This is a genomic window from Streptomyces glaucosporus, assembly GCF_039533345.1.
Lineage (GTDB): Bacteria > Actinomycetota > Actinomycetes > Streptomycetales > Streptomycetaceae > Streptomyces > Streptomyces glaucosporus.
Window position 1 is genome coordinate 268,238 of sequence record NZ_BAAATJ010000004.1, and the last position, 23,410, is coordinate 291,647.

Below are 23,410 nucleotides of genomic sequence, written 5' to 3' on the forward strand. Positions count from 1 at the left end.
TGTGGCAGGCGGCCGTCCGGCGGACCCGGTGGCGGGGGACCGGCCGGTGCGCTGACGGCCCTGCTTCCCGGCAGCGGCCGGACTGCCCCGTCGGGATCGCCCTGCGGCCGTCGTAGGCTGCTGGACGACCCTGGTCCTCCGGGAGCTGGTGCACGGGCCGCGCTCCTTCGGTTCGCTGCGCGAGCAACTCCCGTCGATCAGCCCGAAGGTCCTGGTCGACCGGCTGCGCACGCTCCGCGAACGCGGCCTGGTCGACCAGGAGCGGCTCCCCGGTTTCCCGTCCGCACCCGGCACACGCTCGCCCCGGCCGGGCAGGCCCTGCGCCCGCTGTTCGTCGAGCTCCACCGCACCGGGGAGCGGCTGTCCCGCCTCTCCGGCCGGGACCGCGAGTGGGCACCGCCGCGGACGGGCTCAGGCGGGCAGCCTCGTGTCGACGACCGCGCTGATCTCGACGAGCTGGCCGGGGAGGGTCAGCTCGGTGACGCCGAGGACGGTACTGGCCGGGCGGTGGCCGCCGAAGTACGCCCGGTTGCCCTCCGCCACCGCCGCGGCGTTCCGCAGCAGGTCCACCACGTACAGGGTCTGGGAGACGACCTGGTTGCGGGTGGCGCCGTAGTGGTCCAGGACCCTGTCGAGGTTGGCGTGGGTCCGTCCGAGCTGGGCGGTGAGGTCGCCCGCGTGGCGGAACCCGCCCGTCTCGTCGAACGAGAGCTGCCCGGAGACGTGGATCAGATCGCCGGACCTGATCGCCTGCGCGTAGCCGAAGTCGCTCTCGGCCGGTATGCCGTACTGGAAGGAGTCGATGGTGGCCATGGTGGTCGCCCCTCTGTTTCCGCTCTCTTGTGGTTACTCGGGAACTGTAGGAGAGTGTGGGCCGACCTGGAAGAACGCACTTTTCAGTGACGGGGGAACCAGATGGTTACCAAGCAACAGCTCAAGGACCTGCCCGAGGACGCGGACCTGCGGCGCGCGGACTCCCTGGCGCGGGAGATCTTCTCGGACGTCGCCAACAAGTGGGCGCTGCTGATCATCGAGGCGCTCGGCGACCGCACCCGCCGCTTCAGCGAACTGCGCGACGAGGTCGAGGGCGTCAGCCACAAGATGCTCACCCAGAACCTGCGCATGCTGGAGCGCAACGGCCTGGTCGACCGGAAGGTGCACCCCACCGTGCCGCCGCGGGTCGAGTACACCCTCACCGAGGCGGGCCGGGCCCTGCGGAAGACGGTCGACGGGCTGTGCGACTGGACCCACCGCTACCTCGGCCACATCGAGGACGCGCGCCGCCGTTTCGGCGCCTGACGGCCGCCCGGCGCCCCGCCCCCGTCCCCGCCCGGCGCTTCCGCGGCGCGGCCGGGCCGTGGCTGTCGGACGCGGCGTTCTCCGGCCACCTGGCCGAGCCGGGGAGGAGCAGCCGTTCGGCCACCGGCTCGAGCTTTTCGCCGGTGATCTGAGGACCGGGGACGTGAGGCAGGCCCGTACGCTCTGTGGACCGCCCCGGGGACGTGGACACCCCAGTCGGTGGCTGTGGGCCGGTGGTCGCGTGGTCGCTCGACAGCCGTCGGCTTCGTCCGCAACCGGGGCCGCCCACTGCCGCGCGTCACTCCACACCGGGGCAGCCCGTGAGGACCGCCCCGGCGTGGATTCGTACGGCGTGCCGGAAGCGGCGCCTCAGCCGGCGGCCGCCGGCTGACGGTGAGCCGACCACCGCCACCCCTTGACGCGGGTTTACGCGGTCGCGTCAAGACACGGCCGAACGGCACCGCCTCGAAGGTCAGTCGAGGAGCGCGGTCGCTTCGACCTCGACGAGGACATCCGGCTCGAAGAGGTGCTCGACGCCGATGAGGGAGGCCGGCGGCATGGGAAGCCGGAGCCCGATCTCGTCGGCCACGGCCTCCACGCCGCTCATGAAGTCGCCGATCTTCTCCGGGCTCCACCGGGTCACGTAGAACGTCAGACGCAGCACATCCGCGAATGACGCGCCCGCGCCCGCCAGGCCGACGGAGGTGTTGCGCAGTGCCTGGGCGACCTGCCCGGCCAAATCGCCGGGCGCGACCGGAGTCCCGTCGGCCCGGCGCGCGATCTGCCCGCTGACGTGGACGTGCTTCGTCCCGGTGCCCACGGCGACGTGGTGGTACGGGACCGGCTGCAGCATGCCTTCCGGCGTGAAGTACTGAACGGTCATGGTCTTCTCCCCTTCAAGGTAAGTATCTGTAAGCTACCTAGTGGAAGAAGGACACTTCAACGAAACCAGGTTTCGCCATGGATACCGACGACGAACTCCTCATCGCCGCACCGCACCGCGAACTGCTCGACCAGATCCTCGACAAGTGGTCGCTCGGCGTCCTCAACGAACTCTGCGAACGCCCGTGCCGCTTCAACGAACTGCGCCGGGCCATCCCCCAGGTCACGCAGAAGTCGCTGACCGCGACGCTCCGGCGGCTCGAACGCAACGGCGTGATCGAGCGCGAGATCGTCTCCACCCGCCCCGTGGCGGTCATGTACCGGATCACGCCCCTCGGCAAGACCCTTCGGCACCCCATCGACGTACTGCTGGCATGGGTCTCACAGCACATGCCCGCCGTCGAACGCGCACGCGAGGACTTCGACGGGCGGGAAGAAGCCGGCCTCTGAGAGGACCGCGCGCGGGAGAAGCCGGCGGCCTGGGCCGGACCGCCGGACATCCCGTGAGGGGCAGGAGGACCAGCGGGCCGGTCCGGGTCTCGTCCTCAACGCCGTGGCGCAGTGGAACACACGCCATCCGGACGCCGCCGTGGCCCGGCTCCTCGCCGAGTGCCACGACGCCGAGGACGAGGATGCCGCCCGCCTTCCCCGCTCAGGGGCCGGCACACCGATTCCCCGGGCCGCTGCCTGTTCGGCATCGAAGCCGGCGAAGAAGTGAAGAACTGCCGCCGGGGCGGGGCCGGAAGGCGCCGGGGATGCTCTTGAACGCGTGAGGTCCCGGCCCGTCACTCGCCGGGTGCCCCCGGCCGCCGGTCGGGCTCGGTGGTCGCGGCGGCGTAGCGGCGGGCGAGTGTGGCGCAGGCTTCGTGGAGGGCCGGCGGGCCGATGATGCGCAGGTTCGCGTCGAAGCGTCCGAGGCCTGCGGCGAGGGCCGTCCAGGACCAGGATCCCGTGATGACGCGGCATCGTGTGGGGCCGAGCGGTTCCACGATGCCGTCGGCCATGTGGGGCACGACTTCCGAGGCGGGGAGCTCCAGGACGGCCTCGCCTCGGCAGGGCCAGGCGGGATCAGTGCCGTCGGAGCCCCGGAAGCGGCTGGTGACGAACCTGGAGACATCCCCGCCCGGCACCTGACGCACGTTGAAGCGCGGGCCGGTCGGCGTGCGCGGGGTCATGCGGTCGGTGCGGAAGGTGCGCCAGTCGTCGCGGTCGAGGTCCCAGGCCAGCAGGTACCAGTGGGTGCGCCAGGCCACGAGGTGATGGGGTTCCACCCGGCGTCGCTGTGATGCGGCCTCCCGGTGCGGGGTGTAGTCCAGGCGCAGTTCCTCGCGGCGCCGGATCGCGGTGCTCACGGTGGTGAGCGGATCCAGGGCCCGGGCCGGCGGGGCGCCGGGACCGGGCGGGCGGACGGTGGTGACGTGGAGCGCGTCGATGCGCTGCCGCAGGCGCGGAGGGAGGACGTTCCGGATCGTCGCGAGCGCCCGGTCGGCGTCCTCCGCGATCGCGGGCTGGGCGGTGCTCTGCAGCGCGACGGCCAGAGCGATGACCTGCTCGTCGTCGAAGAGCAGCGGCGGCATCCGCGATCCGGGACGCAGACGGTATCCGCCGCCGGGGCCCCTGTCCGCGGCAACGGGGTAGCCCAGCGCGCGAAGGCGCTCGATGTCACGGCGCACGGTGCGCACGGTGACCTCCAGCCGCTCGGCCAGATCGTCCCCGCTCCACTCCGGTCGTGCCTGGAGCAGGGAGAGCAGGGTCAGGAGCCGCGAGGACGTTTTCTGCATGCCCCCATGATGCGGAAAGTACAGGACACACCCTGTCCTGTACGGGTGCCATGCTGAATCACAGATTCCAGACCAGGGCATTCCGCCCGTCACTCCCATGTGCCCCGTCCGGCGCATTTCCAGGTAGGAGCAGACCGTGTCCGTCATCACCACCACACACCTGAACTTCCGCGGCTCGGCCCGCGAGGCGCTGGACTTCTACCGGTCCGTCTTCGGCGGGCACACCGTCGCGGTGACCTACAAGGACGCCGGCAACGTCCAGGACGAGAGCGAGGCGGACTGGGTGATGTGGGGCCAGGTCGTCGCCGACAACGGCTTCCACGTCATGGCTTACGACGTGCCCTCGGCGATGCCGTACGAGCAGGGCGCCAACCCGTTCTTCGTGTCCGTGCGCGGCGAGGACGCCGAGGAGATCAGCGCCCTGTGGCGGCGTCTGGCCGACGGCTCGAACGTGCTGCGTCCACTGGAGCCCGCGGCGTGGGCTCCGCTGTACGGCATGCTCACCGACCGTTTCGGCGTGACCTGGGTTCTCGACGTCGCGACCCCCTACAACGGCTGACCCGCCCCGGGGGCGCCCGCGACGGCCGCCCGCCCCGCTCGTCCTCGGCACCGGCACGCCGACGGCAGTCGGCACACGGAGGAAAGCAGATCTTGTTGTGCGTATGCGTCAGCAACACGATCCTCGGCCACCGGGACCGCAGCCGCATCGTCGCCTGATCGACCCGCGCCTTCCGCTCCACCGGCTCCGCGAGGCGCTCCACGTCCCCGAACTGGCCTCCAGCGCGGGCGCCAACCCGGCGCTCCCCGAGGACGAGATGGCCGCCGTCCTGGACCGGGCCGGTGTTCCCGCCTGACCGCCGAGCAGGACCGCCTCGCTCGCACCTCGGCGGGATGTCCGCCGGCGGGGACGACAGATCGCACTGCGCCGGCTCACCGGACTCACAAGCCGGTGCGCGAGGCCGGGTCCACCGGCCGGAGGACGGGCCGCGGCACGCCGCGTAACGGTCCGGACACGGCGCGGCCGAGTTGCGGCGGACGTGTCGAGGTCTTCTCCTGGGAGGTGCGGGGCACTGCGACGGTGTCGAGGTGTGAGGCGTATGACCGACCACGGCGGTCCTCCCGGGACTGGTCCGGCGAACTGGGGGCAGCCCGCCGAACTGGTGCTGGACGCCACCGGCACGGTGATGACGTGCACCCGGTCCGTGCCGGAGCTGCTGGGCGGCTCGGCCGGGGAGCTCCGCGGCAGGGAGCTGAAGTCCTTCCTCGAGGATCCGGCGGCGTGGGCGGGACTGGCCGAGAAGGCCGAGCACGGTCGCCGCAGCAGCGGGCTCGTGGTGCTGCGGCGTGCCGGCGGCGGCCGGCTGGACGTGGATGTGAACGTGTTCGCGCTCACCGGAGGGGGCGAGGCGCGCTTCCTCGTCTGGCTGGTGCCCGCGGTGGGAGCCGAGCTCGAGGACGAGCTGGGGATGCGGGTGGCCCTGACCGGAGGCGGCGTGCTGACCTCCAGCCCGCGCGCACAGCAGCGGCTGGACCTGCTGCACGCGGCGGCGGTGCGGGTCGGCGGCTCGCTGGACGTGGCACGCAACGCCGAGGAACTGGTCGACCTGCTGGTGCCGGTGTTCGCCGATCTGGGCGCGGTCGACCTCACCGAGGAGGTGCTGGCCGGAGAGGAGCCCGGGGAGCTGACCGCGGACACCTCGCTGAGGCGCGTGGCGGTGGCCGCCGGGGAGGGGCTGTGGCCCGAGGAGGTCTACGGCCTCGGGGAGCGGTTCCCGGTCGGGGACGTCGAAAGGGAGCACCTGCGCCGGAAGGCGGTCGGCATCATGCCGGACCTCGGTGGTCTGCGGAGGGCGGCGGCGCGGGATCCGCGGCGGTCCCGGCTGACCCTGCCCGAGGCCGCGACCTCGTTCCTGATCCTCCCGCTGCGGGCGCGCGGGACCGTGCTGGGTGCCGTTCCGCTGTGGCGCAACGGGGACCGCGTCCCGTTCGACCGGGGCGATGCGGCCCTGGCCGAGGAGATCGGCTCCCGGCTGGCCCTGGGCCTGGACAACGCCCGGCGCTACACCCGGGAGCGGCGCACGGCCGAGGCGCTGCAGCGCAGCCTGCTGCCGCCTCCGGTGGTACGCCTGAGCGCAGCGGAGACCGCGGGGATGTACGCGCCGGCCAGTACAGCGGCCGGGACCGGCGGCAGCTGGTACGACGTGATCCGGCTCTCCGGCGTCCGGGCGGCCTTCGTGGCGGGCAAGGTGGCCGGGCACGGAGTGAACGCCGCCGGAGCGATGGGCCGCCTGCGGTCGGCGGTGCAGACCCTGGCCGACCTGGACCCGCCCCCCGACGAACTGCTGAGCCACCTGGACGACCTGGTGACCCGCATCGGCGAGGACGAGGGACACCGGGCGGCGTCGGCCGTGGACTTCCTGCACGGAGCCACCTGCCTGTACGCCACCTACGACCCGGTCACCGGACGGTGCCACATCGCCAGCGCGGGCCACCCCGCCCCCATCGTGGTCAGGAAGCGGAACCGCACCGCAGACGACGTCGAACTCCACCCCGGGCCGCCGCTGGGACGCGGAACCGAACCCTTCGAACCGGCGGAACTGCTCCTGGAACCGGGCGACGTCCTCGCCTTCCACAGCGGACCGCTCACCGCGATGACACGGAACACCGAACGGGACCTGGAGCGGACACGCGAAAGCGCGCTGTCCGCCGCGGAAACCGACCGGCCGCTGCGCGACGTCGGGCACCACCTCCTGGCCCGCCTGCGGGAACACGACCGCGAGGAGGACCTCGCCCTGCTCCTGGCCCGCGTGGACCGGGTGCCACCCGAGCACACGGCCTTCTGGCAGCTGCCCGCCGACCCCAGCCTCGTCGCACACGCCCGGGCCCTGGCCTCCGGGCAACTGGCCGACTGGGATCTGCAGGAGCTGGGCTTCGCCACCGAACTCATCATCAGCGAACTGGTCACCAACGCCGTCCGCCACGCGGGCGGCCCCGTCGGCCTGCGGCTGATCAAGGACCACCGGCTCGTCTGCGAGGTCTCCGACCCCAGCCAGTCCCAGCCGTACCTGCGGCGCGCCCGGCTCTCCGACGAGGGCGGCCGCGGCCTGTTCCTCATCGCGCAACTCGCCCGCCGCTGGGGCAGCCGCTACACCCCCGGCGGCAAGACCATCTGGACCGAGCAAACCGCCGAGGGCCCCTGACGTCACCGATGGACACACTGCGCGAAGAGGGCTGGTGGAGGCCCCGCTCAGCGGTCACGACATGCCGGCGCGCACCTCCTGGCGGGCCTTGACGCTCCGCCCGCGGCCCACGATCCGCTTCCCCGCGGCACTGCTGCCCGAGCGCCCGGCGGTCGGCCCGGACCACCCGCCGGGCCGCCACCGCCGCCGATCACCGTCCGCAGCCCGGTCCGCCGGGCCCGGGCCACCCACCGCCGGGACGGCCGGCCCGTGCGACGCCCATGAGCCCCGGCCGTCCGCCCGGCCTCTTGCGTGCGGACCGTTCCCGCCGGCCGGCGGCCCTGCCGTGGTTCAGACGACTCGGTTGTCGTAGGTCTCGCGGTTGGCGAGCACATCGTCCATGTGCGCCTCGGCCCAGGCCTTGAGGCCGCGCATCGTCTCGTACAGCGACAGACCGAGATCGGTCAGCTCGTAGGAGACCGTGACCGGCACGGTCGGCACCACGGTGCGGGCCACCAGACCGTCGCGCTCCAGGGAGCGCAGCGTCTGGGTGAGCATCTTCTGGCTGACACCGGCCAGCAGACGCTGCAACTCCGAGTAGCGCATCGCCCGGGGCCCGCCGGCGCAGTCGGCGCCGGGCCGATGCGCGCTGTCGCTGCCGAGCGCGGCCAGGACCAGCGTGACCCACTTGCCGGAGATCCGGTCGAGCAGTTTGCGGCTGGGACAGGCCGCCAGGAAGGCGTCGTACTCCGCCTTGGCCTGCGCCCTCCGCTGGGCCGCCGTCATCGTCGCCATGGACCGTTCCTCTCACCCTCGGGTGCGCTACGCACTTCCAAGTGCCTACTTCCCGGAAGGAAGCTGCGCACCAATAGTGGTGCGAGGTGCCGTCAGGCACCATCCCCCGGCCCGATATGAAGGAAAGGCACGTCATGAGCACCCCCTCCGCCTCGCTTCCCGGCGGCACCTGGACCCTGGGCGACTTGACCGTCACCCGGTTCGGTTACGGCGCCATGCAGCTCGCCGGCCCCGGAGTCATGGGCCCGCCGGCCGACCGCGACGGCGCACTCGCCGTCCTGCGCGAGGCCGTCGGCCTCGGCATCACCCACATCGACACCGCCGACGCCTACGGGCCCCACATCACCAACCAGCTGATCCGCGAAGCGCTGCACCCGTACTCCGAGTCGTTGCACATCGTGACCAAGGTCGGCGCGACCCGGGACGAGGAGGGAGGCTGGCCCCCGGCGCGCAGGCCCGACGAGTTGCGGCGGGCCGTCCGGGAGAACCTGGAGAACCTCGGCCTCGACACGCTGGACGTGGTCAACCTCCGGCTCGGCGACGCCCGGGGCCCCGTGCCCGGTTCGCTCGCGGAGGCGTTCGAGGCGCTCGTCGACCTCCAGCGGCAGGGCCTGATCCGGCACCTCGGCGTGAGCAACGCGACGGCGGAGCAGGTCGCCGAGGCACGCTCGATCGCACCGATCGTGTGCGTGCAGAACATGTACAACCTCGCCCACCGCCACGACGACGAGTTGATCGACGAACTCGCCGAGCAGGGCATCGCCTACGTGCCCTTCTTCCCCCTCGGCGGCTTCAGCCCGCTGCAGGCCTCGGCGCTCACGGCCGTGGCCACCCGGCTGGGCGCGACGCCGATGTCGGTCGCCCTGGCCTGGCTGCTGCGGCGGTCGCCGAACATCCTGCTGATCCCCGGCACCTCGTCGGTGGCACACCTGCGCGAGAACGTCGCGGGCGCGGGGCTCCCGCTCTCCGACGACGACCTCGCCGAGCTGGACAAGATCGGCCGCTGACCCCACTCGCCGGCCCCGCTGCGACCGCCGTTCCGCCGGGCGGGGCCGCAGGCCGATGAGCTCGCACCCCGTGCACACGGGGGTGGCCCCGCCTGGAGCACCGCGGCCTCGGCGACCGCCGGCTGCTCCCGGTGCCCGCGGGAACGTCCCGGGGAGAGGATCGCCGAGGCGGCGGCCGCCCGAGCCGGCCTCGCGCAAGCGGGGGTGAGCCGAGTGCTCGGCCCGTCCCCGCTTGCGCGCTCGTCCGGGCCGGACCGAGTTCCACCGCGACCCGCTGCCGCCCACCCGGCTCCGCGGCGCCCGGAGCCGGTGGCAGCCCGACGGCGGAGGCGGAGGTCACCTGCGCTTGAGCTGCTCCTTGAACGGGGCGAGGTCGGCGGGCAGAGGGGCGGGCAGTCGGGAGAGGACGTACTCGAAGTCGACCCAGGACTGCTCCCACTCCGGGTCGCCCAGCGCCGCCTGGGCGTCGGAGAGCAGGAGGATGGCGCGGGCGTAGTGGGCGTGGACGCCGACACCCTGGTTGAGCAGTTCCTCGAACCGGTCCATCGCCTCCTGGGCGGCGTCCCGCTGGTCGGTGTGCGCGTCGTTGGCCGCGTACCCGTAAGCCAGGCGCAGGGCGCCGTCCGCGCACAGCCGCAGGCTGTTCCCGGTGAGCGGGCCGAGGGACTGGTACTCGCGCACGCAGGCCGCGTAGGCGGCCACGGACGCGGGTGTGCCCTCGCCCTCCAGAATGCGCAGCACCTCGGCGTGCAGGTAGTGCACGCGAGCCAGGTCCGGGCGGAGGGCCGGGTCGTCCGCCACGAGTCGCTCGTAGGCCGCCACGGCCTGCGCCGCGTGGTCGCGGGGGGAGCCCATGTCCGGGTCGGCCGGGCCGGTGTGGGCCAGCGTCCAGGCCAGACGGGCCCTGGCGTCCGCGCAGGTGGGCAGGTGCTGCGGTGACTCCGCGGCCAGGGACTCGTAGAGGGCCAGGGACCGCCACGCGTCGGCGGCGCCCGCCGCGTGGTCGTCGAGCTCGCTGTGCAGGGAGGCACGGTTGTACAACTGTCCGGCCAGTACCCAGCGGGCCTGTGCGTCGGCCGGGTCCTGCGCGACGATGGCCTCCGCGGCGGCGATGGCGCGGTCCGCGAACTCCCGGGCCTCCCGCGGACGCCCCTGCCCGCGCAGCTCCTCCGCCCTGGCGACGTTCTCGTTCACTTGGCGTTCGCGGTCCCACCGACTCGTCCCCACGTGCGGCAGGCTACTGACGCGTGTGGGGAAGCTGAAGGTGCCGAAGCAGCCAAATCCGCGGCCGGATGCACGCCATGGTCTCCACCGAGACGTTCGACGCGAAGGTCGCGTGCGGCTTCCCGGCGCGGCTGCGGCCGGCCACCCCGCACCGGCTCCGGGCCCTGCTGCCGTACCGGCAGGGCACCGGATACGGCCGCCGCGCGTTGCGCGACCTGCGCGCCGAACCCCCCGCCCTGGCCGCGGTCGACACCGCCACGCTCGGCCTGCCCGCGCCGTCCGGCACCCGGATGGGCGACAACACGCCCTGGCAGGGGACCGCCTCGTGGCCCACGGTCTGATGCCGAGGCAGGCGACGGACCCGTCCGGCGTGCGCCCCGCCGGGAACATCGCGGTGACCATTCCGTCGTCCGCTCGCCGGCGCCCTTGCCGGCCCGGGGCGCCGTCGCCCCGCATCAGCGGGGCGACGGCGCTTCCTCGTGGGGTCGGTGCTTCAAACGGCGATCAGTGCTCGGCGCCCGTCAGGCCCTGGGCGAAGCCGCCGTCGACGGGGAACTCGACGTTGGTGGTGAACGTGGCGTCGGCGGCCAGGAACAGCGCGGCGGCGGCGACCTCCTCCACCGTGCCCATGCGCTTGAGCGGCGTGGTCTCGCCGCCCTGCTTCTCGAACTCCGCGCGCTCCTCGGCGGTCATGCTCGGGACGCCCATGGTCGGGGTCTTGATGTAGCCGGGGGCCACCGCGTTCACGCGGATCCTACGGGGCAGGAACTCGGCGGCGAGGACGTGGGCGAAGGCGCGCACCGCGTCCTTGGAGCCGGCGTAGGCGCTCAGGCCGGGGAAGACCAGGTCGTTGGCGACCGTGGTGAAGACGATCGCGCCGCCGTCGTTGAGGAGCGGCGAAAGGCTCTGCACGGTGAAGAAGGCGCCCTTGGTGTTGATGGCGAAGGCCCGGTCCCAGGCCTCCTCGGTCACCTCCTCGAGTATCTGCACCTCGGCGAGGCCGTGGTTGACGAACAGGTAGTCGACCCGGCCGAGCCTCTCCTGCGCGAAGCCGGCGAGGGCGCGGATGTCGGCCATGCTCGCCGCGTCCGAGCGCACGACGTGCGCCCGGTCCGGGGTCACCTCGGTGCGTGCCTCTTCGATCTTCTTCTCGTTGCGCCCGGTGAAGACGACCCTGGCCCCTTCGTCCACGAGCCGTTTGACGATGGCCAGACCCATCCCGTGCGTCCCGCCGGTGACGACCGCCGTCTTGCCCTCGAACCTGTTCATCTTCGACTCCCTGGTCAGGTGTGGTGTGCGGGTGGGTGTGCGCGCCGGTGACCGCCGGCGCCCGTCAACCTTGGAAGCCGGGCCTTGCGGCCCTCTTTCGGTCCGCTTTCACGCCCGCCCGAACCGACTGCCACCCGCCGTCACGGCGGGCTGCGCCGTAGGCGGGGGACGCGTACCAGGTGATGACCGGCGGCGTAATACGGTGCTCCCATGCGTTTCGGGGTACTGGGGCCGCTGGCCGTCTGGTCCGACGACGGGGCACCCGTGGCGGTGCCGGAGTCGAAGGTCCGTGCCCTGCTGGCGGATCTGCTGACGGCGCCCGGGCGGGTGATCCCCGCCGACCGACTGATCGACGAGCTGTGGACCACCACCCTGCCGGCCAACCCCTCGGGCGCCCTGCAGACCCTGGTCTCCCGGCTGCGCCGAGTGCTCGCGCGGGCCGGAGCAGCCGAGACGGTGCTCCGTCGCGCCCCCGGCTATCTGCTCGCGGTGGCGAGCGAGGAGGTGGACGCCGGCCGGTTCGCGGCGCTCACCGCACGGGCCCGCACCGCCGCAGACCACCGGGAACGGGCCGACATCCTGACGGAAGCCCTGGCGTTGTGGCGGGGCCCCGCGTTCGCGGACTTCGCGGACGAGCCGTTCGCGCGCGCGGCGATCGCCCGGTGGGAGGAACAGCGGCTGTTGGCCCTGGAGGAACAGGCGGAGGCCCGCCTGGAGCTGGGTGACCACGCTCTGCTCGCGGGCGAACTGGCCGACCTGACGGACCGCCACCCCTTGCGGGAGCGACTACGGGCGGCCCACATGCGGGCCCTGTACGGTGCGGGCCGGGCGAGTGAGGCCTTGGACGGCTATCTCGACCTGCGCCGGCGCCTGAACGAGGAACTGGGCCTGGACCCGAGCCCCGAGCTGACCGCACTGCACCAGGAGATCCTGCGTCAGTCCCCCACCCTGCGCCGCCCACTGCGCGGCGCCGACGCAGGCCCGCGGAGGCCGCGCACGGGGCACTCGCCCGCCCGGGAGGGGGCGGCCCACACGGGAGAACCACGCACGGGCGCCCCCGCGGTCCACCGCCCCCGCACCAACCTGCCGGCGCCCGTCACCGATCTGATCGGCCGCTCCGACTCCGTCGACGCGTTGCGCGCCCGCGTACGCGCGAGCCGCCTGGTCACGCTGACCGGTCCCGGCGGCGTGGGCAAGACCCGCCTGGCCGCGGAGGTCGCGGCCCGGCTCGCCCCCGAGCACCGGGACGGGGTGTGGCTGGTGGAACTGGCGAACCAGGCACTGGCGGGACCGTCCGGCGACGAGCTGGCCGAGCTGGTGGCCGCGACACTCGGCGTACGCGACGACGCCGGCTCCGGCCCCCCGACCGGCGGCCGGCCGTACACCCTGCCGGACAGGCTCACCGACGCGCTGCGCGGCCGCCGTCTGTTACTCGTCCTGGACAACTGCGAGCACGTGATCGAGGCGGCGGCGGACCTCGCCCGGGCGCTGCTGCGGCACGCCCCGGGCGTCCACATCCTCGCCACCAGCCAGGAGCCGCTGGGCGTCGCCGGTGAACAGGTGTGGCCCGTCCCGCCGTTGGACCTGCCCGATCCGGCCGCGCCGACCGCGGTCCTGGCCCGCTCCAGCGCGGTGCGGCTGTTCCTTGCCCGCACTCGGGCGGCTCTTCCGGCCTTCGAGCTGACCGACGACAACGCCTGGGCGGTGGCCGCGGTCTGCCGCCGTCTCGACGGGATCCCGCTCGCCCTGGAGCTGGCCTCGGCCCGCGTCCGCGTCCTGGGCGTACACGAGCTGGCCGAGCGCCTCGACGACCGGTTCCGGCTGCTCACCACCGGCCGGCGGGGCGCGCCCGCCCGCCAGCAGACCCTGCGCGCGATGATCGACTGGAGCTGGGAGCTGCTGACGGCGGCCGAGCGGACGGTGCTGCGGCGGCTCGCCGTCCACGCGGACGGCTGCTCACTGGAGGCTGCCGAGGCCGTCTGCGCCGGGGACGGCGTCAAGCCGCCGGAGGTGCTGGACCTGCTCGCGCGTCTCGTCGACCGTTCCCTGGTGTCCGTCACGCACGAGGCGTACGGGCCGCGCTACCGGCTCCTCGAATCGGTGGCCGCGTACTGCCTGGAGCGGCTGCGGGCCGAAGAGCACGACCGGGTGCGGCGCGCCCACGCCCACTACTACGCGTCCCTGGCCGAGCGCGCCGACTCCTTCCTGCGCGGCGAGCGGCAGCAGCAGTGGCTGCGCCGCCTGGACGCGGAGACGGCGAACGTGCGCGCCGCGCTCGACGGCGCCGCCGCCGACGGCGACGGCCGCCTGATGCTGCGCCTCACCCGGGCGATGGTCTGGTACTGGTTCCTGCGCGGTCGGCTCGGCGAGGCTCGGCGCTCCCTCACCCGGGCCCTGGACACGGCAGGTGCCCTCGCCCCCCATCGGGCCGCCCCCACCGACGTCGACCGCGCCCAGGCGATGGCGTGGCGCACCGGGATGAGCCTGCTGTCCGGCGACCCGGACGGGCTCGCGGGCCACAGCCGTTACGCGCTCACCCTGTACGAGGACATCCCTGACCCGCGGGAGCGCACCAGAGTCGGCTGGTTCCTGGGCTTCGCCGTCACCCGGTTCGGCGACCAGGGCGTCGGCGAGGAGCTGCTGGACCGCGTACTCGCCGAGTCCCGCGCGCTGGGGGACCGATGGGGCATCGCCGCGGCTCTGGGCACGCGCGGCATGCAGACGTACGTACGCGGGGACCTCGGCTCGTCACGCCGGGTCGGCGAGGAGAGTCTCGCGCTGTTCCGTGAGATCGGCGACCGGTGGGGGCAGCTCCAGGCGATGGCGGTACTGGGGCGGGTCGCCGAGATCGAGGGCGACTACGCGGAGGCGGGCCGACTGCACCGCGAAGGACTGCGCGTCGCCGAGGAGCTGAGCCTGTGGACGGACGTCTCCGTGCGCCTGTCCGAGCTGGGCCGGATGGCGCTGCTGGCCGGGGACCACTCCCGGGCCGACGAACTGCACGAACGCGGCCGGCGCCTGGCCGTCGAGCAGGGCGACAAGCCCGCCGAGGAGTACGCCGAGATCGGCCTCGCCCTGAGCGCGCGCCGGCAGGACAGGCTGGACGAGGCGGAAGGCCGTCTGCGCCGCTGGCTGGATTGGAACCGGCAGTTCGACGCGGCGAACGGCGCCGCTCTCATCCTGGCCGAACTCGGCTTCGTCGCCGAGCTGCGCGGCGATGTGGAGGCGGCGCTCGCCTGGCACCGGGAGGGGCTGGCGGCCGCCCGCGCCACCGGCGATCCGCGCGCGGTCGCCTTGGCCTGGGAAGGACTGGCCGGCGCCCGTGCCCTTGCCGGACGGCACGAGCACGCCGCCGTTCTGCTGGGCGCGGCGGCCGCGGCGCGCGCGTCGGTCGGAGCCCCGCTGCCCCACGGCGAGCGGAGCGACGTGGACCGCATCGAGTCCGCGGTGCGCACCGCCCTGGGCGACGCCGCGTTCTCGGCGGCGTACGGGCACGGCGGCACGCTCAGCGCGAACGCGCCGGATCTTTCCCGGCCGACCGTTTCCGAATGAGTCCGGCGCAGGCGCTCGGCAGCCGGTCGCCGGGGCGGCGGAGCGCTGCGGGCGCCGGACGATCCGGTGCCCGACGACCTGTGGGAACGCCCCGCTCCGTTGCCGCCGTCCCGGCCGCCGAGGCAGCGGGACGAACACGTCCGCAGCGAACTCCGCCAACCCACCGCGGAGTCGTTCCACCTCTCCCGGCTCCGCGCACAGGCAGACGCCCACCGCCGGCCGGGATCACCCGACGCACGGTCCGCAGCAGCCGCCGCCCCTCGTCGTCATCGATCTCACGTGCCCGTACACGCCCAGTCACGAGGACAGCGGCGGACACGCGCCGCCCGGGCCCGTACTCCGGAAGGCGTGTCACGACAGGGCGGACGTTGGTTGGTGCGCCACCAGGCTGTTTCACTTCTGCCCGCACACCCTTCGGTACGGCACGTCCGCCAGGTACGCCCGCCACTGCTGTCGCGTCAGCGTCCCCCCTGCTCGGTGGCACGCCGCTTCGGCCACGCGGTCGGGGTCGACGGTGTACCGCTGGAGGGGCACGTGACGGCCGGCTGCGAACAGGGTGCCGCCGTCCGGGGAGAACGCGAGGGACGTGATGCCGTCGCCGGCGGTGGCCAGGCCCGCGCCGAGGGGCCGGCGGGAGGCGACGTCCCACATTCTCAGGGTTCCCTGAGAGCCCGCCGCTGCCAGAACCGTGCCGTCCGGGGAGAAGGCCAGCGCGGTGGGCGACTCCTCCTCCCCGGTCGCCGGGCCGTTCAGGGAGATCCCGCCGGCCAGCGTGCCCAGGGACGTGCGTCGCCGGACGTCCCACAGGGTGATGCGGTCGTTCAGGTCGGCCAATGCCACGGTGTCGCCGTCCGGGCTGAACGCGGCCAGGGCGTGAGCGTCGAGCACCGCCTTCCCCGCGGGGCGCCCGGCCGTGGGGATCAGCGACCCGTCGTCACTCAGGAGTACACGGCCGTCGGCGGAGATCGCGCTGACGAAGCCGGTCTCCGCGGACTCGTCCGGCTGCTGCGAGCCGGTGACGCGGCGCAGTATGCGGCCGTCGTCGGCGTTCCACACGGTGAGATTCGGGTCCATGCCGCCGGAGGTGATCAGTTCGCGGCCGTCGGGACTCAGGGCGAAGTCCCCGAGGCTGTCGGCGGGCAGCCGTACCGTGCTCAGCAGACGGGTGCGGACCGTGTCCCAGACCGCGAAGCGCACGGAGTCCGTCCCGTCCTCGCTCTGCCCCGGGGTGAAGGCCAGGCGGCGTCCGTCCGCGCTCAGCGCCAGGCCCGGTGTGGTCCAAGGGTGGTCCTCCCGGACGGCCGGAATGCCGGGTATCTCCGACCGCAGCCGTCCGGTGCCGGTGTCGTACAGGGCCAGGCGCCCGCTCCGGCCGCCCCGGTTCCCCAGGACGGCCAAAGTGCCGCCGTCGGCGCTGAGCACCGCTTCGCCGGCCGCGTCCCGGTGCCACGGGGGGCGCACCACCCGGCTGATGTCGACGGTGCGGACGACGCCGGTGTCGCGCGTCCCCCGCGCGATGTAGCGGAGCACACCCGCCCGCAGGTCGAAGGCGAGCTGCTCCGGTACGTGGTCGTCCAGCTCGTGGCGCAGGAGGGGGGCACCGGACCGGTCGGGGTTCCACAGCAGGAGCGCGCCGTCGCTCACGCCCGCGACGAACCGGCCGTCCTCGCTGAACACATGCCGGTCCATGGCCACGTCGTCGATTCCGGCCAGCTGCTTGCCCGTCGCGGCGTGCCAGCGGCGCAGGCCGTCGGAACCGGAGACGGCAAGGACGCGTCCGTCCGGCGTGAACTCCAGGCTGTCGTCCGGCCCGCACACGGGCCGACCGGACCAGTCGGCGCTCCGGCCGCGCTGCGTGCGCAGATCCCACAGACGCAGCCCCTTGGACGTGCACACGGCGAGCGTCCGGTTGTCCGGGGCGATGTCGTGGGCGGCCGTGTCCCCGTCGGGCAGGGTCCTGTCGAACAGGCGCCGTCCCCCGGGAACGTCCCACGCCCGGAGCCGGTCCCCGTCCTGCGAGGTCCATGCGCGTCCGCTGGAGCTGAAGCCGCGGACGACCACGGTGCCGGTGACCGCGCCGGACCCGGACGACGGTTCGCCGGAGTCCGGGACGGGCTGGTCCGGCAGGAGGGCCGCTTCCCCGCCCTCCCACGAGAGGTCGGCGACCCACGGCCCGAGGAAGCGCTCCGCGAGGACGTCCCACAGACGCAGGCGTTCCCCCTCGATGTCGTGGACGATCAGATACCGGCCGTCGGGACTCGCGGTGGGCACGGGCTCCTCGCCGGGCGGTGACCGGTGGCCGCTGATCCGGCGGCGGGTGGCCAGGTCCCACCGGGTGGTCCCGTCGGGCCCGTCGACGCTGGTGAGCGTACGGCCGTCCGCGCTCAGCACATATCCGTCGACCGCGCCGGCGCGACGGGGGGCGAATGGGGGATGCTCGTTCCGGCCCACGGCGCCGAGGAGCGCCGAGCGGGTCTCCGGCCCGGGGTTCAGCCGCCAGGCCGCCACCGCGAGCCGGAGGGCGAGCACCGGGTCGGAGGAGCGCAGGGTGTCGGCGGCGGTCGCGGCGCGGCCGGCGGCGGCCTCCAGCCGGCGGCGGTCGGAGGTGCGGTTCTGCTGCCAGGCGACGACTCCCGCGACCAGGGCGAGCACGAGCAGCAGAGAAACGGAGGCCACCCATCCCCTCAGGCGCCGTCGTTCGCGGGCGAGGGCGGAGCGGCTGGCGGTGAGGAACTCCTTTTCGGCCGGGGTGAGATCGGCGGCGGTGTCCGTGCCGGTGAAGATCTCCTCGGCCCGCGCCAGTCGCGCGCCCCGGTACAGAGCCCCGGGATCCCGGTTCAGCCCCCGCCACGCGAGGGCCGCCTCGGTGAGCTGCCGCAGGACGTGCAGTCGGTGCCGGTCCTCCTCGATCCAGCCGTGCAGCCGGGGCCAGGAGGTGATGAGCGCCTCGTGTGCGAGCTGGACGGTGTCACCGTCCAGGGTGACGAGCCGTGCCCGTGCCAGCCGGTCGAGGACGGCGTCGGTCTGCTCCGGGGAGTCCGGCCCCGCTGTGCGCAGCTCCGCGCGGTCCACGGGACGGGAGGTGTCCGCGGTCCCCTCGCCCGGCGCGATCAGCCGCAGCAGGATGCGCCGTACCGTGGCGGCCTGTTCGGGGGCGAGTCCGCCGTACAGCTCCTCTGCCGTCTGTGCGACGGCGCCTTGTACACCGCCGGCCGCCTCGTACGCCCGTAGCGTCAGCATGCGGCCAGACCGTCGGCGCCAGGTCTCCAGCAGTGCGTGCGACAGCAGGGGCAGTCCGCCCGGTTCGTCCGCCACCTCGTCCAGGAGCCGGGCGGTCAGCGCCCGTTCGACGGTCAGTCCCCGTACGGTGGCGGGCCGCACGATCACTTCGCGCAGTTCCTCCCGGCTCGGCGGCCCCACCGGTATGCCGGCTTCCCGTACGACCCGGACCAGTCCGGGGTGTTCCAGGCAGCGGCCGTAGAAGTCCGCGCGGACGCCGAGGACGACCCGCAGTCTGCCGGCCGGTTCGCGGGAGGTGAGCAGCAGGTCGATGAACTCGGCGCGTTCGGCCGGGTCCGGGCAGAGGGTGAACACTTCCTCGAACTGGTCCACGAGCACGAGGGTGTCCCCGGGCTCCTCGGCGGGCCGCAGCCGCTCCGCGTGGGTCCGCACCGGATGCGCGCCGGGTGTCAGGATGCGGAGCGCGGCGAGCGGCGTGTCCGGCCCGGCACCCTCCCGTAGACGCGGGACCAGCCCGGCCCGCAGCAAGGAGGACTTGCCGCTGCCGGAAGGGCCGAGCACCACCGCGCAGCGGTGGGTGCGCACCAGCTCGACCAGGCTCTCCACAAGCTGGTCACGCCCGAAGAACACCTCCGCGTCCCGCGGTTCGAACCGCATCAGCCCCCGGTACGGCGACTCCTCGGCATCGGCGTCCCCCCTCGGCGCGGCCGCCGTTTCCTCGGCGACGGCCCGCCAGCGTTTCTCCCAGTCGTCCGGGTCGCCGCCGCACGCCGCCGCGTAGGCGAGGGTGACCGCCAGCGTCGGCAGCCTCTCCCCCGCGGCCGCCTGTGACAGCGCGGGGGCCGAGTACCCGGTCCGCCGGGCCATCGCGCGGTACGTCGGCAGACCCGCCTCGGCGCGCAACGTCCGTAAGTCCGCCGCGAACCGCTGCACCGGACCCGCGTCCGGGTCCAGCGGCTTCTCCTTGCGCCCCACCCCGTGTCCTCCGTTCCCCCCCACCCGCCCCCGGCGGTGCTCCGGCAACACAGCCCGGCGCAGCCACCGTAGAACCCGCCCCGTGGCGGGTAAAGCGGCTCCCCGCGCCCGACGAATTGTTCACCTGCACAAATGCGGGCTGCTTATCAATGCCCGGCCCGCTGGACTCGGTGTCGAGCGGCACCGCGACGGCGCCGCCCACTCCGATCACGCGATCACGCGCTCGGGATGGACCCAGACCTTCCGACCCGAAAGGGACACGCACATGACCAAGACGAAACGTCGTCTCGTCCCCGCCGCCCTTGCCGGCGCGCTCCTCCTGGGCGGAGCCGCTCCAGCCACCGCGGTGCCGGCGACACCGGCCCCGGTGAGCGGCCGGACCGTTCCCGTCCCGGCAGTGAGCAGCCTCGGTCCGAACACCATCCAGGCCAAGCCGGCGCCGCTCCCCGACGCCGGCCCGCAGGCGGCTGCCGCCGCAGCCGGCCTGGGAACGGCCGCCGGTGACAAGGCGGTCATCAACGGCCCCGTGTTCAACGATCCGCTGTCCGGGCCGGGAAGCGGGACGCCGTCCTCCGGTCAGTCCGCGGTCCTCGACCAGCTGGTGAAGCTGATCGACGCGGTACCGGCCGGCGGTACCATCCGTCTGGCACTGCACGAGTTCAAGGCAGACACCACTCAGGTCGTACCCGCCGTGGTGAACCGGCTGATCGCCGCTCACCAGCGCGGCGTGTCGGTGAAAATCATCCTCAACAGCACGGCCAAGAACGAGCCGGTGCGGCAGCGCCTGGCCGAGCAGCTGGGTGAGGAGGACACCGGCCGGTCCTGGGTGCTGGGCTGCGGCACCGGGCGAGGCTGCCTGGCCAGGAACTACCTGCACGCCAAGTTCAGCACCTTCTCCAAGGTCATCTGGCCCGACGGCAGCTCGAACGAGAACGTGGTCTTCCAGTCCTCGTCCAACCTGACCGACTGGTACCTGTTCAACTCCTACAACGACGCCTACACGCTCTCCGACGCGGAGATGTACGCCGCCTACAACCGGTTCTTCGAGGACCTGCGCAAGGGACGCACCCTGCCCGTGAATCCCGGGTACGGGTGGACCACGCCCACCGGCTCCACCTACCGGGCGCTGTTCCACCCACGCCAGAAGGCCGGCGCGGATCCCATGGTGAACACGCTGCGCTCGGTGAAGTGCTCCTACACCGAGAACGGGCAGCGGAAGCAGACCGACGTCCGTATCGCCATGCTCCACTTCAACCAGAACCGTGCGGCCGTGGCCGAGGAACTCCTGCGTCTGCGCGGGCAGGGCTGCTGGATCGACATAGTCCATGCCGAAGGCGGCGTCGACGCGACTGTCGCGTCCATTCTCGACCGGGCCGCCTCCAACGGACAGCGCATCCAGCGACGTTCCTGCCGCATCACCACCAGTGGACGCGACATCATCCCGCACACCAAGGCCATGATGATCGACGGCGCCTACGACGACGACACCATCCCGCGCGTCTACACCGGAAGCGCCAACTTCACACACCTGGAGAACTCCGACGACTCCCAGCTGCGCATCATGGGCCGTGACGCACACAGTGCGTACCTGAGCTGGTTCTACAAGCTCCGGTCGGCCTGCGGCGGCTGACACACCCGGCGGCGCACCGCTGCCGGCACCGAGGCCCTCGCGGACGGCGACGGCCTCGGTGCCGGACGCCCGGAGCCCGCCGACCACGGGTTTCCAAGGGAGCCGCGCCGGGGTGTACCGCCCGCGCTGTCAGGGGAATGGACACCGAGACCGGAGGAGGGGGCAGGAGGCACAGCCCCGCCGGAGGCGGAGCAGGGGAACGCAGGAGGTCCCTGCCCCCTGGAGTCGGTTCGAGAAGGAAAACCGGAGAAACGATGGTGGACACCGAGGAGACGGACGGCTTACCCGATGAAGGGCCGGGCCAGACCGCGCACGGGCGTACGGACCGCCCGCCGGAGACACCGCCGGCCGCGGAGTCACAGGAACAGAAGGGCGGGTTCTGGGAGAAGCAGCAGAAGATCTTGGAGTTCGCCGGGGGGACGGTGGCCCTCATCGGCGGAATCGTCGGGTTGGTCTTCGTGCTGTGGCCCGATGCCCAGCCCGAACCCGAGCCGGACCCGTCCCCCGTCGAGTTGGTCGACTCCGACGTCGACCGCGAGGAGAACGTCGCCGCCGACGTCGTGTTCGACGGCCAGGTGACCAACCGCTTCCAGGACCGTGCGTCGGTCGTCAGCGCCACGCTGAGAAACAGCGGGGACAACCCCGTCCTCATCACACACGCCGAGGTGCGCATCACCGCACTGCACGTCGTGGACTGTGGCTACGGAGCCGGAGCAACCGACATCAAGGCACGATATGACATCAAGGTGCCGGACGGAGCGACCAAGGGTTCGAAGATCTCCAGAAAGATGAAGTACACCCTTCCCCCTCACACGCAGGAACGTGTGGCATTCACCGTCGGTCCCCGGCGTTACGGGGAAGGCTCAGTACCACGGGTCTACACGTTCACCGTCGCCTTGCACCTGGACGACGGGTCGGAAGTCGTGATTCCAGAGATCAGTTATCTCTCTCCTCTGTCCCTCGCCGAGGAATTCCTCGCGCATGCCGAGCAGGCGATCAACCCCGAGCCGGGGATCGGCGCCGGACTGATGGACCCCTCCTGTGTGTCCCGTCAGGCCAGGTCGCTGGAACAACTGGTCCGCTCAGCCTCCCGCCCATCGCCTGAGCTTCGCGAGTTCAGCAAGGAGCTGTCCGGCATCGCCACCGCCCATGAATGACAGGGCCGGCAGCACACGAGTGAACGCTTCCCGTTCTGTGGTTCCGAGGGTGACGGCGGCTGACAGCGGGATCCTGTGGCGCGGCAGGGCCCCTGGCCGTCGCGGCCGGCGGTCCCGCCCGTCGGCGTCCCGGCACAGGGGCCGCGGGGGCTGGAATGCGAGCTGCCGCTGGTGCCGCTGCCGGGCCACTCAGCGGACACTGACGCTCGCGGCGCGGGGCCTCACCCCGCCAGACGCGCGAGGTCTTCGGCGACGGCGATGCCGAGCGGAACCTCGGTGGGTTTCCCGTTGTGGGTGACGATGACGGCGGTCAGCGGCCTGCCCTCCTCGGCGGCGGCGGTGAACCGCCGGACCGCCTCGGGGACGGTCGTCTCGCGGGACAGGTGCTCGACCCGGTCGATGCCCTCGGAGAACGTGAGCACCTCCTCGACGGGGGCGTCCTCGGCCAGGCCGTCGTGCCGGCGCATCTGGTCGGCCACCCACCGGGCGACGGTGTTCGTCGTCAGCAGCCCGACGTAGGTGGTGCCGTCGTACACCGGCACCTGGGAGAAGTCGTTCTCGTACATCATGTCCAGCACCCGCCGCACGGACTCGCCGGGAGCCGCGGTCACGGGCCGGTCCCGTCGCCTGAGAGCGGCCAGCAGGCGCTTGGGGCGGGTGAGCTCGTCCCGCAGCCGCTGTATGGCCGAGACGGCGGCCTCGGTCGGCTCCGCCAGCGGTTCGCCGTTCAGCCGCCGGCCGTGGGTGAGGGCGTTCCGGAGGTCCGCGAGCGGCAGGAGGTCCTCGTACTGCTGCGGGTGGAGGTGTGCCCGCCGGGTCCGGTACTCGTCGAGCATCGCGCGGAACCCCTGGTGTCCGTCCCGCTCCCCGTACAGGCTGTTCCTGAGGTGCGCCTCGATGTCGTTGAACGCCGCCATGAAACGGTCGTACGGGCGCTGGGACATGGGGAAACCGCCTTCTGCCGTGCTCACCGGCCGCCTCCTGGCGCCGGATGACCGGAGGCTATCCTTCCGGCTGTTTCCGCGGCCCACCGCCCCGGTGGGAACCGGTGCCCGCTGACCGCGGCACCGGGCCGGGCGCCGCCTCGGCGGGGAATGCCACCGGGGCGGTCCTGCTCACGGGACCTGCGGGGAAGGCGTGTGTGCGGGTCGGCGGCCTCGCGCGCGGGAGGCTGCGGACGCGCGAGGCCGCGGCGTCAACCTTCCGGACTCACTTCACGCACGCCCGCGCGCGTCCGCGTGCACGAGCCGCCTCGCGGGTCGTCTCGTCGAACGTGATCGGCGGTCCGCGGGCGGGGCGGACGACGTGTCGTGCGCCCTCCCCGGCCAGCGCAGGCGACGCCGCGCGCCGGCGCCTGCCGCGCCCGTGAGGTATCCGCTCGTCGTCCCGGCCGGGGGCCGGCCCGGGGGGTGCTGCCCCG

The 23,410-nt window shown here is 73.1% G+C and carries 18 protein-coding genes and 1 pseudogene; 11 read left to right on the forward strand and 8 right to left on the reverse strand.

Going from position 1 to position 23,410, the window contains the following annotated elements; all coding sequences use genetic code 11:
* Positions 1–148 precede the first annotated feature (148 nt).
* A pseudogene (locus ABD358_RS07295) lies at positions 149–220 on the forward strand (winged helix-turn-helix transcriptional regulator); the annotation flags it as partial.
* A gap of 191 nt (positions 221–411) precedes the next feature.
* Here the strand turns inward: ABD358_RS07295 and ABD358_RS07300 are convergent.
* Positions 412–813, reverse strand: a complete 402-nt coding sequence (locus ABD358_RS07300) for a RidA family protein (RefSeq protein ID WP_344630027.1) — start codon at positions 811–813, stop codon at positions 412–414.
* A gap of 102 nt (positions 814–915) precedes the next feature.
* Here ABD358_RS07300 and ABD358_RS07305 point away from each other — a divergent pair, with 102 nt between their 5' ends.
* Positions 916–1,299, forward strand: coding sequence for a winged helix-turn-helix transcriptional regulator (locus ABD358_RS07305; protein WP_344630028.1), 384 nt, complete (start codon positions 916–918; stop codon positions 1,297–1,299).
* Between the two features lie 472 nt (positions 1,300–1,771).
* Here ABD358_RS07305 and ABD358_RS07310 read toward each other — a convergent pair whose 3' ends face one another.
* Positions 1,772–2,182 (reverse strand): RidA family protein, encoded by a 411-nt coding sequence (locus ABD358_RS07310; RefSeq protein WP_344630029.1) that lies wholly within the window; start codon positions 2,180–2,182, stop codon positions 1,772–1,774.
* A gap of 77 nt (positions 2,183–2,259) precedes the next feature.
* On the opposite strand from ABD358_RS07310, the gene ABD358_RS07315 reads away from it, so the two are divergent.
* Entirely contained in the window at positions 2,260–2,631 is a 372-nt protein-coding gene (locus ABD358_RS07315; RefSeq protein WP_344630030.1) for a winged helix-turn-helix transcriptional regulator, read from the forward strand.
* A 335-nt stretch (positions 2,632–2,966) separates the two neighbouring features.
* Here the strand turns inward: ABD358_RS07315 and ABD358_RS07325 are convergent, their stop codons facing one another.
* Positions 2,967–3,962: a helix-turn-helix transcriptional regulator gene (locus ABD358_RS07325; RefSeq protein WP_344630031.1), complete on the reverse strand. Its 996-nt coding sequence runs from the start codon at positions 3,960–3,962 to the stop codon at positions 2,967–2,969.
* Between the two features lie 136 nt (positions 3,963–4,098).
* Between ABD358_RS07325 and ABD358_RS07330 the strand changes: the two genes are divergently transcribed.
* The 3 genes from ABD358_RS07330 (at position 4,099) to ABD358_RS07340 (ending at position 7,162) form a co-directional block, all read left to right on the forward strand.
* Positions 4,099–4,521, forward strand: coding sequence for a VOC family protein (locus tag ABD358_RS07330; protein WP_344630032.1), 423 nt, complete (start codon positions 4,099–4,101; stop codon positions 4,519–4,521).
* A gap of 103 nt (positions 4,522–4,624) precedes the next feature.
* Entirely contained in the window at positions 4,625–4,816 is a 192-nt protein-coding gene (locus ABD358_RS07335) for a hypothetical protein (RefSeq protein WP_344630033.1), read from the forward strand.
* 243 nt (positions 4,817–5,059) lie between these two features.
* Positions 5,060–7,162, forward strand: coding sequence for an ATP-binding SpoIIE family protein phosphatase (locus tag ABD358_RS07340; protein ID WP_344630034.1), 2,103 nt, complete (start codon positions 5,060–5,062; stop codon positions 7,160–7,162).
* 330 nt (positions 7,163–7,492) lie between these two features.
* Here ABD358_RS07340 and ABD358_RS07345 read toward each other — a convergent pair whose 3' ends face one another.
* Entirely contained in the window at positions 7,493–7,936 is a 444-nt protein-coding gene (locus ABD358_RS07345) for a winged helix-turn-helix transcriptional regulator (protein WP_344630035.1), read from the reverse strand.
* 134 nt (positions 7,937–8,070) lie between these two features.
* On the opposite strand from ABD358_RS07345, the gene ABD358_RS07350 reads away from it, so the two are divergent.
* Positions 8,071–8,943: an aldo/keto reductase family oxidoreductase gene (locus ABD358_RS07350; RefSeq protein WP_344630036.1), complete on the forward strand. Its 873-nt coding sequence runs from the start codon at positions 8,071–8,073 to the stop codon at positions 8,941–8,943.
* Between the two features lie 336 nt (positions 8,944–9,279).
* Here ABD358_RS07350 and ABD358_RS07355 read toward each other — a convergent pair whose 3' ends face one another.
* On the reverse strand, positions 9,280–10,170 hold the full coding sequence (locus tag ABD358_RS07355; RefSeq protein ID WP_344630037.1) for a hypothetical protein: 891 nt from the start codon (positions 10,168–10,170) through the stop codon (positions 9,280–9,282).
* Positions 10,171–10,244: 74 nt separating this feature from the next.
* Between ABD358_RS07355 and ABD358_RS07360 the strand changes: the two genes are divergently transcribed.
* The gene (locus ABD358_RS07360; RefSeq protein WP_344630038.1) at positions 10,245–10,508 is read left to right on the forward strand and encodes a hypothetical protein; all 264 of its coding nucleotides are present in this window, start codon (positions 10,245–10,247) and stop codon (positions 10,506–10,508) included.
* Between the two features lie 163 nt (positions 10,509–10,671).
* Here ABD358_RS07360 and ABD358_RS07365 read toward each other — a convergent pair whose 3' ends face one another.
* Positions 10,672–11,436 (reverse strand): SDR family oxidoreductase, encoded by a 765-nt coding sequence (locus ABD358_RS07365; protein WP_344630039.1) that lies wholly within the window; start codon positions 11,434–11,436, stop codon positions 10,672–10,674.
* A 210-nt stretch (positions 11,437–11,646) separates the two neighbouring features.
* Here ABD358_RS07365 and ABD358_RS07370 point away from each other — a divergent pair, with 210 nt between their 5' ends.
* A complete protein-coding gene (locus ABD358_RS07370; RefSeq protein ID WP_344630040.1) occupies positions 11,647–14,988 on the forward strand; it encodes an AfsR/SARP family transcriptional regulator in 3,342 nt (1,113 codons plus the stop codon).
* Positions 14,989–15,381: 393 nt separating this feature from the next.
* Here ABD358_RS07370 and ABD358_RS07375 read toward each other — a convergent pair whose 3' ends face one another.
* On the reverse strand, positions 15,382–19,203 hold the full coding sequence (locus ABD358_RS07375; RefSeq protein ID WP_344630041.1) for an nSTAND1 domain-containing NTPase: 3,822 nt from the start codon (positions 19,201–19,203) through the stop codon (positions 15,382–15,384).
* A 397-nt stretch (positions 19,204–19,600) separates the two neighbouring features.
* Here ABD358_RS07375 and ABD358_RS07380 point away from each other — a divergent pair, with 397 nt between their 5' ends.
* Together ABD358_RS07380 and ABD358_RS07385 are read left to right on the forward strand one after the other, a co-directional pair.
* Positions 19,601–20,833, forward strand: a complete 1,233-nt coding sequence (locus ABD358_RS07380; RefSeq protein WP_344630042.1) for a phospholipase D-like domain-containing protein — start codon at positions 19,601–19,603, stop codon at positions 20,831–20,833.
* 254 nt (positions 20,834–21,087) lie between these two features.
* On the forward strand, positions 21,088–21,990 hold the full coding sequence (locus ABD358_RS07385; RefSeq protein ID WP_344630043.1) for a hypothetical protein: 903 nt from the start codon (positions 21,088–21,090) through the stop codon (positions 21,988–21,990).
* A 221-nt stretch (positions 21,991–22,211) separates the two neighbouring features.
* Here the strand turns inward: ABD358_RS07385 and ABD358_RS07390 are convergent, their stop codons facing one another.
* Entirely contained in the window at positions 22,212–22,961 is a 750-nt protein-coding gene (locus tag ABD358_RS07390; RefSeq protein ID WP_344630044.1) for a CBS domain-containing protein, read from the reverse strand.
* Positions 22,962–23,410 lie beyond the last annotated feature (449 nt).